The following is an 18,547-nucleotide window of genomic DNA, read 5'->3' as shown; positions in this document are numbered from 1 at the left end:
AGGAGACCCATGGCCCATACGCTCGATCCCAAGGCCGGCCCGCTGCTGGTGGCCAGTCACAACACGGGAAAGATCGCCGAGATCGAGGAGCTTCTCGGCCCGCTCGGCTTCTCGGTGGTTTCCGCTTCGCAGCGCGATCTGCCGGAGCCGGACGAGACCGGCGCGACCTTCGAGGAGAACGCCCGGATCAAGGCGCTGGCCGCGGCAACCGCCACCGGCCTCGTCGCCTTGTCGGACGACAGCGGCATCGTGGTCGATGCGCTCGATGGCGCGCCCGGCATCTATTCGGCCCGCTGGGGCGGGCCGGACAAGGATTTCGCCATGGCGATGCGTCAGGTGGAAGAGAAGTTGCAGGCGGCCGGCGCGCTGGAGCCGGCGCAGCGGCGGGCGCGCTTCGTGGCGGTTCTCTGCCTGGCCTTGCCGGACGGCACGACGCGCGAGTTTCGCGGCGAGGTCGAGGGCGTCGTCGTATGGCCGCCGCGCGGCGCGCTCGGCTTCGGCTACGATCCGTTCTTCCTGCCCGAAGGCCATTCACGGACCTTCGGCGAGATGTCGTCGGAAGAAAAGCACGGTTGGAAGCCCGGACAGGCGACCGCGCTGTCGCATCGCGCGCGGGCATTCCAGTCCTTCGCCCGCGACATGCTGGGCGTTGCGTGACTGAAGGCCCCAAACCTCCGGCCGGGGGGCGCATCTTCACGCCGACTCCGGCCGAGCCCGGTTTCGGCGTCTATGTCCACTGGCCCTTCTGCGCGGCCAAATGCCCCTATTGCGACTTCAACAGCCACGTGCGCCACAAACCGGTGGACCAGCCGCGTTTCGCGCGCGCCTTCGAGCGTGAACTGGCCACGATGGCGGCGCGCACGCCGGGCCGGACGGTAACCTCCGTCTTTCTCGGCGGCGGCACGCCGTCCCTGATGGAACCGGCGACCGTCGAGCGCATCCTTTCCGCCATCGCCCGTTTCTGGCCCGTCGCGGACGGCGCCGAGATCACGATGGAGGCAAACCCGGGCAGCGTCGAGGCGGAGCGCTTCCGGGGCTATCGCGCCGCCGGCGTCAACCGCGTGTCGCTGGGTGTCCAGGCGTTGAACGACGCCGATCTGCGACGCCTGGGGCGCCTGCATGACGTGCGCCAGGCGCTGGCCGCCATCGAGCTTGCGCGGGAAACCTTTCCTCGCCTGTCCTTCGATCTCATCTATGCGCGCCCCGGCCAGACCGCAGAGGCTTGGCGCAGCGAACTCGAGCGGGCCATCGACCTCGCAGCCGACCATCTGTCGCTGTACCAGCTCACCATAGAGGAAGGCACCGTCTTCCATGCGCTGCACCGCGCCGGCAAGCTGCCGGTGCCGGACGGCGAACTGTCCGCGGATTTGTACGAGGTGACGCAGGCCGTCACCGCGGCGCGCGGCATGCCGGCCTATGAAATTTCCAACCATGCCGTACCCGGCGCCGAATCACGTCACAACCTGACCTACTGGCGCTACGGCCTCTATGCCGGCGTCGGGCCCGGTGCACATGGACGCATTCCCGGCAGCGCCATGCGGCACGCTACCGCCAACGAGAAACTGCCCGAGCGCTGGCTCGAAATGGTCGAGGCGCAGGGACACGGCATGGAGATCGACGAGCCGCTGGCCGATGACGATCAGGCAGAGGAACTGCTGCTGATGGGGCTGCGCCTGAGCGAGGGCGTGGACCTGGCGCGCTGGCGTCTTCTGTCTGGCCGCGACCTCGATGCGGGGCGCGAGGCGGAACTGAAGTCCTATGGAATGGTCGAGCGACTGGCGACCGACCGCCTGCGGGCGACACCCGCCGGCATGCTGGTGCTGGACCGGGTTCTGGCGGAACTGGCATGAGGGAGAGCGCCGTGGAGGAAGCACGTCCGGATTCGCGCTTTACCTTTCTGGGGCAGGTCTTCGACGCGCCGAGGCCCGAGCCGGGGCTCTACCTCGTGGCCACGCCCATCGGCAATCTGGGCGACATGGGGCTGCGGGCGCTGCAGATCGTGGCAGGGGCCGACATGCTGGCGTGCGAAGATACGCGCGTGACCGCCAAGCTGTTGCAACGCTATGGCATCCGGCGCGCCAGCATGGCCTATCACGAGCATAATTCGGAGGCCGCGGGGGCCGCCATCCTCGAGGCCCTGGCGGCCGGCAAGTCCGTCGCGCTGGTTTCGGACGCCGGAACGCCCGTCGTCTCGGATCCCGGTTTTCCGGCCGCTCGCCTGGCCATCGCCGCGGGTTTTCCCGTTATTCCGGTTCCGGGCGCATCGGCGCCGCTGGCGGCGCTGGCGGCCAGCGGCCTGCCGACCGACGCCTTCTTCTTTGCCGGCTTTCCGCCGCAGAAGCAGGTGGCGCGACGTGCCCGCTTCGAGGAACTGGCACGGGTGCCGGGCACGCTCCTGTTCTTCGAAGCGCCCCATCGTATCGCCGACAGTCTGGCGGACATGGCCGCGATGCTGGGCGACAGGCCGGCGGCCGTGTGCCGCGAACTGACGAAGCTTCACGAGACGATCTATCGCGACGGGCTGTCCGGCCTCGCGAGGACATTCCAGGCGATGGAACGCGTGCGCGGCGAGATCGTGGTTTGCGTCGGCCCGCCCGCTCCCGAGGCTGCCGCCTCCGGCGACGATGTCGATGCGATCCTGTCCGGCCTGCTTCAGGAAATGAAGCCGGCCCATGCTGCTCAGGAAGCGGTCAAGCTGACGGGCCTACCGCGTCGGGAGTTGTACCGGCGTGCGCTGGCCCTCAAGGACGGCACGGCTTGAACGTCCGCAACCGGCGCCGGCGGGCCTTTCGCAAGGGCCATCACGCCGAAGGCTTCGCCGCCCTCTGGCTGAGGTTCAAGGGCTATCGCATCCTGGCGCGCCGGTTCCGCTGCCGCGTGGGCGAGGTCGATATCATCGCCCGGCGGGGCGCCGTCCTCGCCGTGGTCGAAGTCAAGGCGCGCAATGAGGTGACGGCCGCCGTGGATGCCGTGCAGAACGCAGCGTGGCGACGCATCGAGGCCGCGGCGGATGTCTGGCGCGGGCGCCATCCGCAGCTCGACGCCCTTTCCACGCGCTACGACATCGTCGCGGTGACGTCTGCGTTCCGGCTCAGGCACCTTGCCGGTGCATGGCAGCCTGTCCGATACAAGTGATTGCATTCCGCAGGCGTTGGCGGCTACGACACGCCTGAGGACGAGTCCCGCGAGGTGTCATGAGCTTGAAGGTCGCAGTGCAGATGGACCATGTGTCGTCCATCACGATCAAGGGTGATTCAACTTTCGCCTTGTGCCTGGAGGCGCAGCGGCGCGGACACCGTCTCTTCCACTATACGCCGGACCGCCTCTCGATGCGCGACGGCGTCGTTACCGCACGGATCGAGGCGATGCAGCTCGCCGAGGAACAGGGCCGCCACTTCACGCTGGGCGAACCCGTGCGAACCGATCTCGCCGAGATGGACGTCGTCCTGTTGCGGCAGGACCCCCCCTTCGACATGAACTACATCACGTCGACGCATCTCCTGGAGCGGCTGCAGCCGGGCACGATCGTCGCCAACGACCCCGCCTGGGTACGCAACATGCCCGAGAAGATCTTCGTGACGGAGTTCTCGGACCTCATGCCGGAGACGCTCATCACCAAGGACCCGGCAGAGGTTGCCGCTTTCCGCGCCGAGTTCGGCGAGATCGTGATGAAGCCCCTTTACGGCAATGGCGGCGCCGGCGTCTTCCATCTGACGCGGGACGATCGGAACCTGTCGTCCTTCCTGGAAACGTTCGCGCTTCTGTTCCGCGAGCCATTCATCGTGCAAAAATACCTGCCGGACGTGCGCAAGGGCGACAAGCGGGTGATCCTCATCGACGGCGAACCGGTGGGCGCGATCAACCGGGTGCCGTCCGAGACCGATGCGCGTTCCAACATGCATGTCGGCGGCCGTGCGGAACCGGCGGACATCACGGATCGCGACCGCGAGATCTGTGCCCGAATCGGTCCGGCCCTGCGCGAGCGCGGGCAGCTCTTCGTGGGAATCGACGTGATCGGCGACTATCTGACCGAAATCAACGTGACCTCGCCGACCGGCATAAGAGAGGTCCGCCGCTTCGGTGGAGCCGATATCGCCGCTCTCTTCTGGGACAAGATCGAGGATCGCGTCTAGTCCGCCACGCCGTCGCGTTCGATATCGATGCGCAACATCGAACCTTTCGGAACCGGCCGGGCCGATCTGGACCGCTCGCCGCTCGAGGTGGCTCGGCTCCTGTCGCGCCCTTTCTGGCGCGAGCTCCGCACGTTCCTCGCCGTCGCCAAAAGCACGTCCTTCGCCCAGGCGGCCCGGTTGCTGAATACCAGCGCCCCGACGGTCAGCCGCGACGTCAAGCGGCTGCAGGACGAGCTCGGCGCCCAGTTGGTCGTCTCCGGCTATTCGGGCATCAAGCTGACGCCGACGGGCCACGCGCTGGCGCTCGACCTGGCCGACCTGGATTATCGGCTGTCCACCCTGTCCTCCGGCCTGCGCCGGGAGCGGGGCGCACTGGCGGGACGGGTCTCCGTCAGCGCGCCATCCCGCATCGGCGTCGCCTTCGTCGCGCCGGCGGTCGCCAGGCTCAACCAGGATTTTCCGGATATCGAGCTCGATATCAAGGATCAGTTGTCCTTCGTGAATTTCGAGAAGAACCTTGCCGATATTTAGATCGGCCTTTCACGCATCGGCCGTACGGACTTCGTCTGCGAAGAGGTGGGGACACTGCACCTGGTTCCGATCGCGGCCGAGGCATACCTTGCCCGTCGCGGCCGCCTCGACCAGGGTGGGGCGGGTCACGCATTTCTTCAGTGCGGATACTACGAGGATGCGAGCGGGCGCTGGCGCGGCTGGAACGAACTGGCGGCCGCGGGCCGCGTCACCCACCACTGCGAGAATTCGCTGGCCTATTACGCCCTTGCCAAGGCAGCAGCCGGAATAGCCCTTCTCGGCACCTATGCGCTGCTGGAACCGCGCCTGCGGCGCGCCGGCTCCGAGGTCCACGTCCCTTTGCCGATCTATATCACGGCCGAGGCGGCGCGGCTTCAATCGCCCCCGGTGCGCGCCGTTTACGACTGGTACCGCACGCAGTTTCTGAGCAACCCGTTCTTCAGTCCGGACCTGTCCACGGAGCCCGGTTCGAGCGAAGCCGAAACCGATTTCCGATCCTTCTTCAACCTCGATGCCTGATGCGGCATCAGTGGTGCATGCGACGCAGCGCCAGCGCGGACGCCTTTTCCGCGATATCCAGGTAACGGCTGGCGATCTCCTCGCACAGTCCGGCAAGCTCGGCGGGGCTGCCTTGCCATTTCGCGGCATCTTCGACCGCCTTCAGAGCTTCCGCCTGCGCCATCCGCACCAGCTTGGCAAGTGCGGCGTCATCGACGCCGGATCGCTTCTTTCCCTGACTCATGATGCAGTCTCTGCCATCTTCCTTGACCACACGTCCTCCGCCTGAAGCAGCGCCTCGCCCTCGCCGTCGTAGCGGACCGCATGCGGATCGGCAGCAATCGTGCCGACCACCGTGACATAGGGTGGATGCCCCTGAATTAACACCGGGTGCCGGTCTACGCATTCGAAACCGAAGAGGCGCGTCCATAGCTGCGCCAGCCGTGCGTCGGACTGTGTGACGACGCGGGTGTAGCCCTTGCGGGCAACGTGGGGGAACGTCATCTCCACACAGTGCTTGACGACGAACGGGTTACGATGGCTCGGTCGGAAACAGGTACGCTCGTATTTCGCGAAGCCGGCAAAGAACCGGATACGAAGGGCGCCGAAGGGCTGCGTACGATCATAAAAGACGAAGTGGGTCGCACAGCGGTCATTGGCGTCGAAGATGAAGTCCGTGTCGTGGCCACCCTCGCCGATGAAGGCGATGCCGCGGACGATCGTCACGTCGCGCATATGCCATTCCGACACGGCCAGCTCGCATCTGATGGTATCGGCAGCGCTGCGCTTCGATGAGGTCATGCATCCCGTGTCCGAAAATTGTGTGTGCCGCAATTGCAGCCCAATCGACGAAGCTGCGAATGACGAAAACTTTAGACCGCCATTCAATTCTGGTCGGCTGTTTCGCCCCGTGGCACGACACGCTTGACGACAACACGATATCCTATAGTCCTCCGGATGTTTTGGTTCGGGATATGGTTGCACGATGATCGCCAGGGTTCGCACGGTGGCCTTTCAGGGCGTGGAAGCCATCCCCGTCGATGTCGAGGTGATGGTGGCGCCCGGCAAGGTCGGCATGCAGATCGTCGGCCTGGCGGACAAGGCTGTTGCCGAAAGCCGCGAGCGGGTCCAGTCCGCACTTCATGCATCGGGACTGGCGATGCCGCCCAAACGGATCACCATCAATCTGGCGCCGGCCAACCTGCCGAAGGAAGGCAGCCACTACGACCTGCCGATCGCGCTTGGCCTGATGGCCGCGCTCGGCGCGATTCCGCCGGCAGGGTTGTCGGACTATGCAGTACTGGGAGAGCTGTCGCTGGACGGCAGCATCGTTGCCGTCAATGGCGTTCTGCCGGCCGCGATGGCGGCCAATGCAAGTGGCCTCGGCCTCATCTGCCCCCATTCCTGCGGATCGGAGGCAGCCTGGGCCGGAGCCGACATGCGCATCGTCGCCGCCCGCAACATCATCCAGATCGCCAACCATTTCCGGGGCACGCAGATCCTGGAGCGCCCTACGCCGGTCAGCCGCGCCGCTTCGGCATCGCTGCCGGACATGGCGGATATCCGGGGCCAGGAGGAAGCCCGGCGCGCCCTCGAGGTTGCGGCAGCCGGCGGGCACAACCTGCTCCCGTTGTTGACAATGGACCCTATGTTCGGATGGCACCAATTGGCTGCGTCGGAACTTCACCCTATGCAATTTGCACCACGTAGGGATTGCATGAGGTAGGTCAGAAGTCGTCATCCTCACCGGCTTCCATCGGACCATCCCAATGGCCCTGAAGGTCCGCGATGAGCTGCCCGAGGCTGCGACCGAAATGGCGAGCCAACGCTCTCGCAGCGAGGTCCGTGTTTCGGTTGAGCTTGGACCCAAACTCCTTCTTGAGACGGTCGGCATAGTTCGCCGCCTGCGCCTCCAGACGCTCCTCCAGCTCCTCATCGCTCTCGGTGTGGTTCTCCAGCCCCTTCCAGGCGTTGTGGGCCTGCCACCAGTGCTTCTGGTCGAAGGCAAGGGGACCAAGCTCTTTGCGGACACGGCGCATGATGCCGATCTGACCGTCCGAGACGCTGGCCGCCTCCACGATCTGCCTCTTCGAGAAGTCCATCATCACCAGCCGCCATGCGTAGTTTTGGCGGGTGCGGTTGTCCATCTGGAGCTTGGCCTTGGAGTTCGCCTTCCCTGCCTCCAAGACGGCCTCCTCCAGCGACCCCTCGAAGTATTTCACGGGGATGCCCTCACGCTTCCCTGCGTCCCCGTAGGCGGTCCTGCGGTGGTGCCCGTCGATCACGACGGCCTTCAAGCCGATCTGCATGACGGTGATGGGTTCGACATCACCTCGGGATTTGATCGCTCGCTTCAGCTCATCGATGTGCTGGACGTTGAGAGGGCGCGGCTGGAACACCTCGGGGTACTCGTGGATGTCCTGAAGGTCCAGCCGAGGTGGGCGCTCGGTGACCGTCGCCTTCTTCGCCATCTTCCGAAGCTCTTCCAACGTCTCGGAAGGCTCGTAGGCCAGCTCCAGCTCGACGTCCTCGCCTTCGTCGTCGGTGAATGGGATGTCGGCGGAGGTGGTGGCTCCGATCATGGGGTTTCCTCTCGTCTCGGCATCGGCCGGCACAAGTGCAGTCACTGCACCTATGGTGCCCCGTGGTGCGGCCGGCGCATGGTTCTTGGATGGTGTCAGGTGAGGCGGCTCAAGGCTTCGCTGAAGGCATCCCGCTCGGCTCTGGCGGCCTCCACCTCCTTCATCTCCAACCTCGCGATGATGATGCCGGCCGCTCCCAGCGCCTGTGCGGCCCACTGGGCGATGACGATGGTGACCTTCGGGGATAGCTCCCGGTAGACCCGCCGCTGCCGTCCTGACCGATCTACGGTCGTCGTAGCGTTGACCTCACCCAAGCCCCGAAGCCGTCTCGCGAGCTGGACCGAGAAGGCACCGTCCGAGGTGAAGCGGTACGGGTCCGCCTCCCGCATCAGGTACATCGCCAAGGCCGTCTCAACGGCCGCCCGAGGCTCGACCTGCGAGCCAATGTTCATGATCATCTTGGCCGCCTGATGCTCGTAGCGGTTCCCCGGCTGGCCCGACTGGAAGGTCCGGCCGATGCCGACCGCATGGTCCACGATGGCCCTCCAGCGGGCATCGCATTGGTCCCACAGCGGGTTGTCGGCGTTCTTCGCCATCCTCGCCCGGACCTTCATCACGAAGGGCTTCAGCTCCGTGGCGGTGACCCCGCGTTGGTAGACATCACCATGGCGTCGAGCCCGAGCCTTGTGGCTGGTGCAGTAGCGACCGAAGCGCGTGGTCATCTCCCCGCAGCCCGGTACTTGGCACTTCCTCATGCGTTCTGGATGCTCCTAATTTGCGACCGTCCCCTGGCAGACAGGAACGGAAGAAGAAAAGCAAGGCAACATTAGCGTGTCTGGTCGGCCGGCCTTGCGGCACCGACCCCGCCCCATGGGGGGAAGGACGCTCTTCCGCTCCTATGAGATGGGCTCGAAGAAATTTGTCCCAGAAACAAGCGGGTGTTGGCCCAACCATCACAAAACCCTTGCATCCTACAAGGATGTTTGGATAGTCAGCCCATGATTGATGATGAAGCTGTCGCTGCACTCGCTGCCCTGGCCCATGCAGACCGCCTGCGGGCCTTTCGGATGCTCGTCCGCGCTGGACCCAACGGGATGGCCTCGGGGGAAATTGCCGAGACCCTGACCATCCCCCCGACCCGGATGAGCTTCCACCTTGCGACCCTTGAGCGGGCCAAGCTCCTGCGCTCGTGGCGAGACGGGCGGCGCATCCTCTACGCGGCGAGCTACGACGACATGCGCCAGCTCCTCGCCTTCCTCACCGAGGACTGCTGCTCCGGCAACCCGGAGATTTGCGGTGACCTCGTGCGCCTCTCGACCGTCTGCCCCCCGGAGACCTGCCGATGACCTCCACGATCTACCACAACCCCGCCTGCGGCACGTCCCGCAACACGCTGGAGATGATGCGCCAGTCCGGTGAGGACCCGCAGGTCATCGAGTACCTGAAGGAGCCGCCCTCGCGCGAGACGTTGGTCGGCCTCATTAACGCCATGGGCGGCCGGCCGCGCGACCTCCTACGCCAGAAGGGCACGCCCTACGCCGACCTCGGGCTCGGTGACGAGAGCCTGTCCGACGATGCCCTGATCGACGCGATGATGGCGCATCCCATTCTCATCAATCGCCCCGTCGTCGTCACCCCGAAGGGCGTGAAGCTGTGCCGTCCGTCCGAGGAAGTCCTTTCCCTTCTGGACCGTCCGGTCCGCTCCTTCACCAAGGAAGACGGTGAGGTAATCTCGACTTCGGCAGGCGCAGCATGAGGCGGTCTCCGATCGTCCGGAGATGGCCCCGTGTGGTCCCAGCATCGCCCGCAGGTTCGATCGTTGAGGCGACTGCAGCAGTCCCCGAGGGCTGTGACAGCTCCTTTCTACGGCCCCCGGAGCGCCTTTCATGACCGACCCCGTGGCCGCCGATCTGCCGAGCGTTGACCTCGCGCACCTCCAGCCGATTGACGTCGAGATGCTGACGCGCCCCGGCGACCAGACGCATCCGCCCCGCATCCTCATTCTCTACGGCTCCATCCGCGAACGGTCGTTCTCCCGGCTCCTGTCCGAGGAGGCCGGCCGGCTGCTCCGTTGGTTCGGCTGCGAGGTGAAGACCTTCGATCCACGTGGCCTGCCGCTGCCGGACGGAGCCGAGCCCGACCATCCGAAGGTCAAGGAGCTGCGGGACCTTGCGGACTGGTCCGAGGGGATGGTGTGGGTCAGCCCGGAGCGTCACGGGGCCATGACCGGCATCATGAAGGCGCAGATCGACTGGATGCCTCTCGCCCTCGGTGCCACGAGGCCCACGCAGGGCAAGACGCTGGCGGTGATGGAAGTGTCAGGCGGCTCGCAGTCTTTCAACGCCGTGAACCAAATGCGTGTCCTTGGGCGGTGGATGCGGATGGTGACCATTCCGAACCAGTCCTCCGTGCCCAAGGCGTTCCTTGAGTTCGATGAGGCCGGCCGGATGAAGCCCTCGGCCCTCTACGGTCGCGTGGTCGATGTCTGCGAAGAGCTGGCCAAGTTCACCTTCCTCGTTCGTGGACGCTCTGCCTACCTGACCGACCGCTACTCGGAGCGTGTCGAGACCGCAGAAGAACTCTCCAAGCGCGTCAACCAGCGGTCCATCTGACCCTTCCTGCCCCCGGACATCTCCATGCTCGCCTTCGCGATTTTCCTCGCCACGCTCGTCCTCGTCATCTGGCAGCCTCGTGGCCTCGGCATTGGCTGGTCCGCGCTGATGGGGGCGGCTCTCGCGCTCGCCACGGGGGTCGTTGCATGGGCCGATGTCGGGACGGTCTGGCACATCGTCTGGGATGCGACCTTCACCTTCGTCGCCCTCATCGTCATCTCGCTCATTCTTGACGAGGCCGGCTTCTTCTCGTGGGCTGCGCTCCACGTGGCCCGCTGGGGCAGGGGAAGTGGACGCCGGCTGTTCCCCCTCGTGGTCCTTCTGGGGGCCGTCATCGCCGCCCTGTTCGCGAACGATGGAGCCGCGCTGCTCCTGACGCCCATCGTCCTGTCCATCCTCCTGCGCCTCCGCTTTCCCACAACCGCTTCGCTCGCCTTCACGGTCGCCTGCGGCTTCATCGCGGACACGGCCAGCCTGCCGCTCGTAGTGTCGAACCTCGTGAACATCGTGACCGCGAACTTCTTCGGCATCTCGTTCGGGCACTACGCCGCCGTCATGGTGCCGGTGGACCTCGTGTCCATCGCGACTACGCTTCTGGTCCTGTGGCTGCACTTCCGGCGGGACCTTGAGGTCGAGTACCGAGTGGAGGACTTGGAGGCCCCGCAGAGCGCGGTGAAGGACCCTGCGGTGTTCCGGGCTGCCTTCCCGCTCCTCGGCCTCCTGCTGGTCGCCTACTTCGTCACAGGGCCGCTTGGGGTGCCCATTGCGCTGGTGACCGGAGCTGCCGCCGTAGCCCTTCTTGTCGTGGCAGGACGCTGGACGACGGGGGGACGGGGCGCGATCATTCCTCTATCGAAGGTGATGCGGGATGCGCCTTGGCAGATCGTCCTCTTCTCCATCGGAATGTATCTCGTCGTCTACGGCCTCGGGAACGCGGGCCTCACGGACATCTCGGCCGGCGTCCTCCACTGGCTGGCGGAACGCGGGACGCTGGTTGCCACGATTGGGACAGGCTTCGTCGTGGCAGCCCTGGCCTCCGTCATGAACAACATGCCGGCCACGCTCGTCGGGGCCCTGGCCATCGACCGCGCTGACATCCCGGCGTTGACGAAGGAGCTGATGGTGTTCGCCAACGTCGTGGGGAACGACCTCGGCCCGAAGCTCACGCCCATCGGCTCGCTGGCAACGCTGCTCTGGCTTCACGTCCTCGCCGGCAAGGGGCAGCGCATCACCTGGGGGCAGTACGTCCGGGTTGGCATCGTCCTGACGCCGCCCGTGCTTCTGGCGACGCTCCTGGCCCTCTGGGCGTGGCTCCCGTTCGTGTCGGGCGTTCGGTGAACCCTCAGCTCATCAGCTCGCCAGCGCCTCTTCCGTGGCCTCTTCGAAGACCTCCTCCGGCCAGCCGAAGGTGACGCTCGTGGTTCCGCCCTGGCGCCACTCGAAGACGAGCTGACCCGTCCGGTAGTCCACGACGACCTTCGAGAAGACCTGACGCATCAGCGCGTTGACCAGGACAGGGTCGGCCGGTGTCGCTTCAAGGGCGTCCAGTAGATCGCTCTGACGGCGCTGGAGGAATGGGCCGCTGGTTGCGTCGTGCAATTCCAAAAGCTTGCGCTCTTCCTCGCGGAGGGCTTCCAGGGCGGCCTCTTGCTCGACCAGAAAGGTTCGAACGGCAGCCGAGGGTCTTGTCGCAAGTTCACCGACAAGCGTTATGATCTGCTCCGACAGCGCCGACATTCCGGCCTCGATCTGGGCAAGCTGGTCGTCCAAGGTGTCGTCGCCGCTCGGTGCGGTCGCAATCAACCACCCGGCATTTTGGAACAACGCCTCTTCGACCTGGGGCAGCTTCGTCGCCCGGTACCGACAACCGGCACCCGCCTTCGCGGCGCGGCAGACGAGATAAGGCTTGCCGCCCTTGCTCGTGGAGCCCTTCGAAACCCTTGTCATGCTGGCATCGCACACCGGACACCGTGCCAACCCGCCGAAGAAGTTCGCCACCACCCCCTTCCGAACCACGGGCGCACGCTTGCCCATCCTTTGGGCTTTGATGCGCTGGAACAGCTCCTCCGGCACGATGGGGGGATAGTAGCCGGCGACCGGCTCCAAGGGCTTCCGGCGCCGCACGCCGTCCTCGTAGAAGACCTCGTGGGGGACCAGTGTCCCGATGACCGCTGGGTTCTCCAAAAGCTTCACCACGTAGGAGCGGTGCCAGTGCTTCGCGCCTCCAAAGCAGGGAACGCCTTCGGTGTTCAGCAACTCGGTGATGCGGTTCTGCCCCCAACCGGCCTCCGTCAGCTCGTAGATGCGAATGACGACAGACGCCTTCTCCTCATCGACCACGAAGGCAGACACGTCACGGTCTAGCCGCAGCCAAGCCGGGGCGCGGGAAGTTAGGGCGACGGAACCCGCCGTTCGCCGCTTGGCCTCCCAGACCGCCTTAAGACGCCGCGACTTCGTCTCGCTCTCTTGGTTCGCCCTGATCATGACCATCAGGCTTTCGAAGATGCGGAAGGGGTTCTCCCTCAACTCCGCCTCGCTCCAAGCGCGTCCATCCTGCAACGTGACGATGGTGATGCCAGCGTTAATGATCTGTTGGAAAATGGGCATCGCGTCCCACGGGCTGGCACGGCTGACGCGGTCAAGGTTCTCGACCAGCAGGAAGGAGCCCGGCTCGACCATCCCATCATCGATGGCTCGCAGGAAGCGTCCCAGAGCGCCAGCTCGCACGTTCTTGGCCCGGAAGGCGCTGACACCTTCGTCGGTCATGCGAAGGTTGGTGTCGAGGGTAAGGCCGTGTTCGGCAGCGTACCGCTCGGCAAGTTCGATTTGCCTGCGGGTGCTGTCGCCTTTGGCCTGCTCGGGCGTCGAAAAACGAAGGTAGGAATACGCTGTGGTCATCAGATGCTCTCCGGTCCCCGAGATAGCTCGTGGGTCCACCGTATACAACATGCTGTTCTGCGGTCCGCCCGGCTCCGGAAAGTCGATGCTTGCCCAGCGCCTGCCATCCATCCTGCCGCCATTGTCGCCCCGCGAGTTGCTGGAAGTGTCGATGATCGCGTCCATCGCGGGAGAGCTGGCCGAAGGACGCCTGTCCGCGAGCCGGCCGTTTCGCGCCCCGCACCACTCGGCCTCCATGGCGGCGATGATCGGTGGCGGCCCGAAAGCGCGGCCCGGCGAGGTCTCCATGGCGCACCAGGGCGTCCTGTTTCTCGACGAGCTGCCCGAATTTACGCCTGCCGTGCTGGATTCGCTGCGCCAGCCGATCGAAAGCGGTGAAGCCGTCGTCGCTCGGGTCAACCACCGCGTCACCTATCCGGCGCGTTTCCAGCTCGTCGCCGCGATGAACCCGTGCCGGTGCGGCATGGCGGGCGAACCCGGCCATGTCTGTGCGCGGGGGCCGCGTTGCCAGAGCGACTATCAGGCGCGCGTTTCCGGGCCGTTCATGGACCGGATAGACCTGCGCATGTCCGTGCCCGCCGTGACGGTCGCCGACCTGATGGTGCAAAGGCCCTCGGAGGCGTCAGCCGACGTTGCGCAGCGGGTCGCGGCCGCGCGTCGCCTGCAACATCGGCGCTATGCCGCGATGGGCCTGGCCGATGGGCACGTCAATGCCCGCTGCTCGGCCGCCGAAATCGAGGCTGCGGCCGCGCTCGACGCGGATGGGTGTGCGATGATGGGGGCGGCAGCCGACCGCCTGCGGCTTTCGGCCCGGGCCTACCATCGCGTCCTCAAGGTTGCGCGCACCATGGCCGACCTCGACGCGGTGGAAGCAGTCGAGCGTCGGCATCTGGCCGAAGCTCTCGCCTATCGCGTCGGACCTCAGGCCACCACGGTCGGGTGAGCCTCGGCAAGAAGCGCCGCGAATTCCGGCTGGTCGGCCAGCCGCAGCTGCGGCCGTGGACCCATCTGCCGGATGATATGGCCCGCGGCAGCGGCGCCGAGCGCGGCGCTGGAGCCATGGTCAAGGCCGGCGGTGTAGCCGCGCAGGAACCCGGAAGCGAACAGGTCGCCGGCCCCCGTCGTATCGGCGACGTCGTCGACGCGCAGTGCGGGATAGGCCGCCTGCGCGCCCCCTTCCACGACGACGCAGCCCTTTTCGCTGCGCGTCACGACGGCGAGCTTGCGCGTGTCGCGCCCGATGGCATCGAGGGCGGCCTGCAGGTCTCGCGTCTCGTACAGGGCCAGCGCCTCCTCCTCGTTGGCGAAGACGATGTCGACCGTGCCGGAACGCATCAGTTGGAGAAACTCTTCCCGGTGCCGGTGCACGCAGAAGGAATCGGACAGCGTCATGGAGACGTCGCGCCCAGCAGCGTGCGCCGCGGCGGCGGCTTTTAGGATGCCGTCCTTGGCGCGCGGCGGATCCCAGAGATATCCTTCGAAGTAGCAGACCTTCGCGGCCGCGACGACAGCCTCGTCGACATCCTCCGGTCCGAACTCGACACAGGCGCCAAGATAGGTGGACATCGAGCGCTCGCCATCGGGCGTCACGAAGATCATGCAGCGTGCCGTGGAGGGTCCGCCATGCAGCGGCACAGATTCGTAATGGGCGCCGGCGGCACGGATGTCATGGGTGAAGATCTCGCCGAGCGTATCGGCGGCGACCTTGCCGAAATAGGCGCCGCGACCGCCCAGCGACACGAAGCCGGCCAGCGTATTGCCGGCACTGCCGCCGGACATCTCGATGGCCGGTCCCATGCCGCCGTAAAGTTCGATCGCCCGCGCCTCGTCTACCAGCGTCATGGCACCCTTTTCCACGCCGAGCGCCTCGAGCGCGGCGTCGTCGGTCCGCGTAAGGACATCGACGATGGCATTTCCGATGGTCAGAAGATCGTATTCCTGCATGAAGGCTCTCGTCAGGATGGGAGACAGGCGTTGGATAACGCTTCCGGAGACATTTGGCGAGGGAAACCACTACAGCGCCCTAAACCACTGAAAATATTAAATCTTGGGTTTCTTTTGGCGCCTGTCGAAATAGCGTCAAGTGGGTTTACGTCCCTGCGCTTGAGGTTCCGTCGATGGTTGCGCCCCTTACACCCAGTCCCTTCGCAAACTCGATCTCGTACGCGCTGGTGTCGCGCGGCGCGGCGCCGCTCCCCGTCGTACGGGGGCGCTCGGTGCAGATCGCGGCGCAACCGAACGGACATTTCAAGCTGGTCAAGATCACCGAACGCGGCCAGGAAGCCGTCGACAGGGTCATCGCGATTTCCACACCGGACAACGACCTCGTCCTCCTGACGGACGACGGCACGAAAATCGTCGTCCGCGATTTCTTCTCCACCGAAGGTGCATCGATCGAGCTTCCGCAGCAGGACGGGCAGGCAAGGACGATCGACGGCTCCACGCCCCGCCCATCCTACGCCTCAGGCGGTCTCGATGTCGTGCATTCCTATGGCGAAGGGCAGGCGTTGGCCAGCCTGGCGCACGACTTCGCAGCCCAGTACGACGTCCTAGCCGCCGATCGATTCGAACTTTCGACGCTGTCGGCGAACCGCCTGCCGCTGGCTTCGGGCCTCTCGCCGCAAAGTCTCGTCCTGGCCGGCGGGGCGCTGATCGGCGGCGGCATCGCGGCCGTATCGGGTGGAGGAAGCGGCGCCGCAGCAGCCGAAACGGCAACGGATACCCCCCCGGACACGACGACGCAGAAGACGCCGAGGCTGGCGATCGATCCCGTCACCGGCGACAATTTACTCAGCGACGGCGAGCTGGCGGGCGCGATAACCGTATCGGGAACCGCCATCGACATCGCCGACGGTGCCTCGATTACCGTATCCTGGGGGGCGGCGCGCGCCACGGCCGTCGTGGAGAACGAGACCTGGCAAGCGACCTTCGATGCGGGTTCCGTACTTGCCACCCGAGACTATACGAACATCTATGCCATGACGGGTCAGACCGTCGCAGGCACCAAGGTCCAGATCGCGGCGCTCGAGCGGCCCTCCCTCTCGATCGAGGCCGTTTCCGACGACGATCAGGTCACCGATGCAGAGCGGAGCTCGGGCGTCACGGTCAGCGGCGTCGCGTCGAACGTGGAAGCCGATTCGATCGTCGTCGTCGAATGGGGTACGACGACGAAAAGCGTCACCCCGTCCAGTGCCGGATACTGGTCCGTGACATTTGCCGCAGACGAGATCCCCCAGGACACGGCCGAGTCCACCTATACGGTCCGGGCGAGCATCGGCGAGTTCGCCACCGCCTCGCGCGAGGTGCGGATAGCGGCGTCCGCGCCCGTACCGGAACCGCTTGTCGCCCGTATCGCGATAGAACCCGTGTCCGCCGACGACGTCGTCAGCTATCTCGAGCGCGGATCGGACGTGACCGTCGCGGGCACGGCCGAGAACCTGGCGGACGGCGTCCAGGTAACCGTCACGTGGGGACAGTCGAGCCGGCAGGCCAGCGTATCGAACAACGGCTGGAGCGTGGTCTTTTCGCGGAACGACATTCCGGCGCAGGACGCCGTCATCCATGCCGTTGCAGCGGACGGAACGCAAGACCCGCCCACCGACAGCCGCTCGGTCTCGGTCGCCTATCCGGTCGTGCTGGCGTCGGACCTCGACCTGGACGTCGGCGGCTTCGCGATCATGAGCCCGGTGACCGGACAGGGGATCGGAGCCCGGGTCGCGGCCGCGGGTGACGTGAACGGAGACGGGTTCGACGACATGCTGGTCGGCACGGCGTCGGGAAGCGTGGCATACATCGTGTTCGGCGGCAGCGCCCACGCCGCATCGGGCATGGCAGGCGAGCCCGGCATGCCGGCATCGGCGATCCGCTCGCAGAGCGGCACGGGCACCGTCCTGACGTCCCTTGCCGCAGCCGGCGACGTCAACGCGGACGGGCTTGCCGACGTCGTCCTAGCCGCGATGGATGCCTCCGGACATGCCGGGCGCGTCTATGTCGTCTTCGGACGCGCGGGTACGTCGGCGGTGCAACTCGACGACATCGCCGCAGGCCTCGGCGGCTATGTCATAGACGGCGCTGCCGGCGACCTTGCCGGCGCGTCGATCGCATCGGCGGGCGACGCAAACCGCGATGGGCTCGACGATGTCGCCATAACGGCCCCGGGCTCGGGTGGCGGCAGAACCTACATCGTCTACGGGAAGAGCGATGGCGGCCCGATCGACCTGACGGACGCTTCCGGCGGTTCGGCAGGCTTCCGGATCGATGGGGACACCGCCACCGGCGCAATCGCCCGATCGGTCGCGACCGTTGGGGATGTAAGCGGGGACGGCCTGGCCGATTACATCCTCGGCACACCCGACCTGAACGTCACGGGCTTGCAGGCGGGGGGCGCCGTCCTCGTCTTCGGCCGGGCGAACGCCTCGGATATCCAGCTATCCTCCATCATCGCCGGCAATGGTGGCGGTTTCGTCATCCGCGGAGAGAGCGCGGGCGACCTCGCCGGCGCTGCCGTTTCGCCGGCGGGTGACGTCAATGGCGACGGCCTTGCAGACCTTCTGGTCGGCGCTCCGACGGCATCCGGGCAACCCGGGGGCGGGGGCGCCTATGTCATCTACGGCTCGACATCGGGTGCGTTCACGCACTCTGCGATTACGCAACTCGGCGGCACGGCCGACGACGTCATGTCGGACGACGGCCAGCCGGCGGTCATCGCCGGCGGCGCGGGCAACGATACGATATCGCTGTCGCGCGGCGGTAGCGTCGCGCTCGGCGGAGCCGGAGACGATACGTTGGTCATCGGCCTCGACTTTCTGCTGGAGGGCCTTGCCGGCGCCGTGAGCGGGCGCATCTCGCATCTGGACGGCGGTAGTGGAGTGGACACGCTCAGGATCGATGGCGGCGGCATCATCCTCGACCTCACAGCCCTCCAGAACCCCGGGACGGGCCTCCAGCACGGCGCCGGCCGGCTATCCGGCATCGAGCGGGTGGACCTGACCGGCTCGGGCGACAACCGCCTCAAGATATCCGTCGAGGACGTCGTGGATCTGTCCTCGGCGAACCTCTTCAATTCGACCAACGGATGGACGGGCCTCGCCGCAGCGGAAAACGTCCACCAGATGGTCGTGGCCGGAAACGTCGGCGACAGGGTGGAGCTGGCCTCCCTGGCCGGGTGGAGCAGCAGCGGCGACGCGAGCCTGGACGGCATCGTCTACCATGTCGTACGCAATGCATCCGCCGGCGTCGCACTCTATATACAGGACGGAGTCACCGGACCGCTGACGATCTGATCGAGGTACTG

Annotated in this window: 19 protein-coding genes and 1 pseudogene; 14 read left to right on the top strand and 6 right to left on the bottom strand. The window is 66.1% G+C overall.

From position 1 onward, the window contains the following. Positions 1-9: 9 nt before the first annotated feature. Genes rdgB through NDN16_RS10040 form a run of 7 tightly spaced genes read left to right on the top strand, consistent with a single transcriptional unit; the run spans position 10 to position 5,183 of the window. Positions 10-657: an RdgB/HAM1 family non-canonical purine NTP pyrophosphatase gene (gene rdgB / locus NDN16_RS10070; RefSeq protein WP_251113495.1), complete on the top strand. Its 648-nt coding sequence runs from the start codon at positions 10-12 to the stop codon at positions 655-657. Then, positions 654-1,850 carry a radical SAM family heme chaperone HemW gene (gene hemW, locus NDN16_RS10065; RefSeq protein ID WP_251113494.1) on the top strand — a complete coding sequence of 399 codons (1,197 nt, stop codon included), beginning with the start codon at positions 654-656 and terminating at the stop codon, positions 1,848-1,850. Before rdgB ends, hemW begins: the two co-directional genes overlap by 4 nt. Continuing rightward, entirely contained in the window at positions 1,847-2,761 is a 915-nt protein-coding gene (rsmI, locus tag NDN16_RS10060) for a 16S rRNA (cytidine(1402)-2'-O)-methyltransferase (RefSeq protein ID WP_251113493.1), read from the top strand. Before hemW ends, rsmI begins: the two co-directional genes overlap by 4 nt. Next, positions 2,758-3,135, top strand: a complete 378-nt coding sequence (locus NDN16_RS10055; protein ID WP_251113492.1) for a YraN family protein — start codon at positions 2,758-2,760, stop codon at positions 3,133-3,135. Before rsmI ends, NDN16_RS10055 begins: the two co-directional genes overlap by 4 nt. A 59-nt stretch (positions 3,136-3,194) precedes the next feature. Next, positions 3,195-4,133, top strand: coding sequence for a glutathione synthase (gshB, locus tag NDN16_RS10050; protein ID WP_251113491.1), 939 nt, complete (start codon positions 3,195-3,197; stop codon positions 4,131-4,133). Positions 4,134-4,160: 27 nt separating this feature from the next. Then, the gene (locus NDN16_RS10045) at positions 4,161-4,664 is read left to right on the top strand and encodes a LysR family transcriptional regulator (protein WP_251113490.1); all 504 of its coding nucleotides are present in this window, start codon (positions 4,161-4,163) and stop codon (positions 4,662-4,664) included. Next, positions 4,665-5,183, top strand: coding sequence for a LysR substrate-binding domain-containing protein (locus NDN16_RS10040; RefSeq protein WP_353050214.1), 519 nt, complete (start codon positions 4,665-4,667; stop codon positions 5,181-5,183). 7 nt (positions 5,184-5,190) lie between these two features. Here the strand turns inward: NDN16_RS10040 and NDN16_RS10035 are convergent, their stop codons facing one another. Then, the gene (locus tag NDN16_RS10035; protein WP_251113488.1) at positions 5,191-5,406 is read right to left on the bottom strand and encodes a hypothetical protein; all 216 of its coding nucleotides are present in this window, start codon (positions 5,404-5,406) and stop codon (positions 5,191-5,193) included. Further along, complete coding sequence (locus tag NDN16_RS10030) at positions 5,403-5,897, bottom strand: hypothetical protein (RefSeq protein ID WP_251113487.1); 495 nt, start codon at positions 5,895-5,897, stop codon at positions 5,403-5,405. The genes NDN16_RS10035 and NDN16_RS10030 overlap by 4 nt, the downstream gene beginning before the upstream one ends. Positions 5,898-6,147: 250 nt before the next feature. Between NDN16_RS10030 and NDN16_RS10025 the strand changes: the two genes are divergently transcribed. Beyond that, positions 6,148-6,888 (top strand): magnesium chelatase domain-containing protein, encoded by a 741-nt coding sequence (locus NDN16_RS10025; protein ID WP_251113486.1) that lies wholly within the window; start codon positions 6,148-6,150, stop codon positions 6,886-6,888. 1 nt (position 6,889) lies between these two features. Here the strand turns inward: NDN16_RS10025 and NDN16_RS10020 are convergent, their stop codons facing one another. Together NDN16_RS10020 and NDN16_RS10015 are read right to left on the bottom strand one after the other, a co-directional pair. After that, a complete protein-coding gene (locus tag NDN16_RS10020) occupies positions 6,890-7,744 on the bottom strand; it encodes a ParB/RepB/Spo0J family partition protein (protein WP_251113485.1) in 855 nt (284 codons plus the stop codon). Positions 7,745-7,839: 95 nt separating this feature from the next. Further along, positions 7,840-8,466 (bottom strand): hypothetical protein, encoded by a 627-nt coding sequence (locus NDN16_RS10015; protein WP_251113484.1) that lies wholly within the window; start codon positions 8,464-8,466, stop codon positions 7,840-7,842. Between the two features lie 276 nt (positions 8,467-8,742). Between NDN16_RS10015 and NDN16_RS10010 the strand changes: the two genes are divergently transcribed. From NDN16_RS10010 to NDN16_RS09995, 4 genes are all read left to right on the top strand, one after another. Then, complete coding sequence (locus NDN16_RS10010) at positions 8,743-9,090, top strand: ArsR/SmtB family transcription factor (RefSeq protein WP_251113483.1); 348 nt, start codon at positions 8,743-8,745, stop codon at positions 9,088-9,090. After that, positions 9,087-9,500 carry an arsenate reductase (glutaredoxin) gene (arsC, locus tag NDN16_RS10005; protein ID WP_251113482.1) on the top strand — a complete coding sequence of 138 codons (414 nt, stop codon included), beginning with the start codon at positions 9,087-9,089 and terminating at the stop codon, positions 9,498-9,500. The genes NDN16_RS10010 and arsC overlap by 4 nt, the downstream gene beginning before the upstream one ends. Positions 9,501-9,630: 130 nt before the next feature. Then, positions 9,631-10,356, top strand: coding sequence for an arsenical resistance protein ArsH (arsH, locus tag NDN16_RS10000; protein ID WP_285292583.1), 726 nt, complete (start codon positions 9,631-9,633; stop codon positions 10,354-10,356). A 24-nt stretch (positions 10,357-10,380) separates the two neighbouring features. After that, a complete protein-coding gene (locus tag NDN16_RS09995) occupies positions 10,381-11,694 on the top strand; it encodes an arsenic transporter (protein ID WP_251113481.1) in 1,314 nt (437 codons plus the stop codon). Positions 11,695-11,706: 12 nt separating this feature from the next. Here the strand turns inward: NDN16_RS09995 and NDN16_RS09990 are convergent, their stop codons facing one another. After that, the gene (locus tag NDN16_RS09990) at positions 11,707-13,254 is read right to left on the bottom strand and encodes a recombinase family protein (RefSeq protein WP_251113480.1); all 1,548 of its coding nucleotides are present in this window, start codon (positions 13,252-13,254) and stop codon (positions 11,707-11,709) included. Between the two features lie 43 nt (positions 13,255-13,297). On the opposite strand from NDN16_RS09990, the pseudogene NDN16_RS09985 reads away from it, so the two are divergent. After that, positions 13,298-14,197 (top strand): annotated as a pseudogene (locus NDN16_RS09985) (YifB family Mg chelatase-like AAA ATPase); the annotation flags it as partial. On the opposite strand, the gene NDN16_RS09980 reads toward NDN16_RS09985, so the two are convergent. Further along, positions 14,176-15,198, bottom strand: a complete 1,023-nt coding sequence (locus NDN16_RS09980; RefSeq protein ID WP_251113479.1) for an adenosine kinase — start codon at positions 15,196-15,198, stop codon at positions 14,176-14,178. The pseudogene NDN16_RS09985 and the gene NDN16_RS09980 overlap by 22 nt on opposite strands. Before the next feature lie 173 nt (positions 15,199-15,371). On the opposite strand from NDN16_RS09980, the gene NDN16_RS09975 reads away from it, so the two are divergent. Next, entirely contained in the window at positions 15,372-18,536 is a 3,165-nt protein-coding gene (locus NDN16_RS09975; RefSeq protein WP_251113478.1) for a beta strand repeat-containing protein, read from the top strand. Positions 18,537-18,547: the final 11 nt, after the last annotated feature.

The sequence above is a fragment of the Aureimonas altamirensis genome (assembly GCF_023702225.1).
In the GTDB taxonomy this organism is placed as follows: Bacteria; Pseudomonadota; Alphaproteobacteria; order Rhizobiales; family Rhizobiaceae; genus Aureimonas; species Aureimonas altamirensis_B.
This window is presented reverse-complemented; position numbering and strand designations above follow the sequence as displayed.

Excerpts from the sequence above, each read along its gene's own strand:
- rdgB (WP_251113495.1), top strand. The coding sequence starts at position 10 with ATGGCCCATACGCTCGATCCCAAGGCCGGCCCGCTGCTGGTGGCCAGT.
- rsmI (WP_251113493.1), top strand. The coding sequence starts at position 1,847 with ATGAGGGAGAGCGCCGTGGAGGAAGCACGTCCGGATTCGCGCTTTACC.
- gshB (WP_251113491.1), top strand. The coding sequence starts at position 3,195 with ATGAGCTTGAAGGTCGCAGTGCAGATGGACCATGTGTCGTCCATCACG.
- NDN16_RS10045 (WP_251113490.1), top strand. The coding sequence starts at position 4,161 with ATGCGCAACATCGAACCTTTCGGAACCGGCCGGGCCGATCTGGACCGC.
- NDN16_RS10035 (WP_251113488.1), bottom strand. The coding sequence starts at position 5,406 with ATGAGTCAGGGAAAGAAGCGATCCGGCGTCGATGACGCCGCACTTGCC.
- NDN16_RS10030 (WP_251113487.1), bottom strand. The coding sequence starts at position 5,897 with ATGCGCGACGTGACGATCGTCCGCGGCATCGCCTTCATCGGCGAGGGT.
- NDN16_RS10025 (WP_251113486.1), top strand. The coding sequence starts at position 6,148 with ATGATCGCCAGGGTTCGCACGGTGGCCTTTCAGGGCGTGGAAGCCATC.
- NDN16_RS10020 (WP_251113485.1), bottom strand. The coding sequence starts at position 7,744 with ATGATCGGAGCCACCACCTCCGCCGACATCCCATTCACCGACGACGAA.
- NDN16_RS10015 (WP_251113484.1), bottom strand. The coding sequence starts at position 8,466 with ATGACCACGCGCTTCGGTCGCTACTGCACCAGCCACAAGGCTCGGGCT.
- NDN16_RS10010 (WP_251113483.1), top strand. The coding sequence starts at position 8,743 with ATGATTGATGATGAAGCTGTCGCTGCACTCGCTGCCCTGGCCCATGCA.
- arsC (WP_251113482.1), top strand. The coding sequence starts at position 9,087 with ATGACCTCCACGATCTACCACAACCCCGCCTGCGGCACGTCCCGCAAC.
- arsH (WP_285292583.1), top strand. The coding sequence starts at position 9,631 with ATGACCGACCCCGTGGCCGCCGATCTGCCGAGCGTTGACCTCGCGCAC.
- NDN16_RS09995 (WP_251113481.1), top strand. The coding sequence starts at position 10,381 with ATGCTCGCCTTCGCGATTTTCCTCGCCACGCTCGTCCTCGTCATCTGG.
- NDN16_RS09990 (WP_251113480.1), bottom strand. The coding sequence starts at position 13,254 with ATGACCACAGCGTATTCCTACCTTCGTTTTTCGACGCCCGAGCAGGCC.
- NDN16_RS09980 (WP_251113479.1), bottom strand. The coding sequence starts at position 15,198 with ATGCAGGAATACGATCTTCTGACCATCGGAAATGCCATCGTCGATGTC.
- NDN16_RS09975 (WP_251113478.1), top strand. The coding sequence starts at position 15,372 with ATGGTTGCGCCCCTTACACCCAGTCCCTTCGCAAACTCGATCTCGTAC.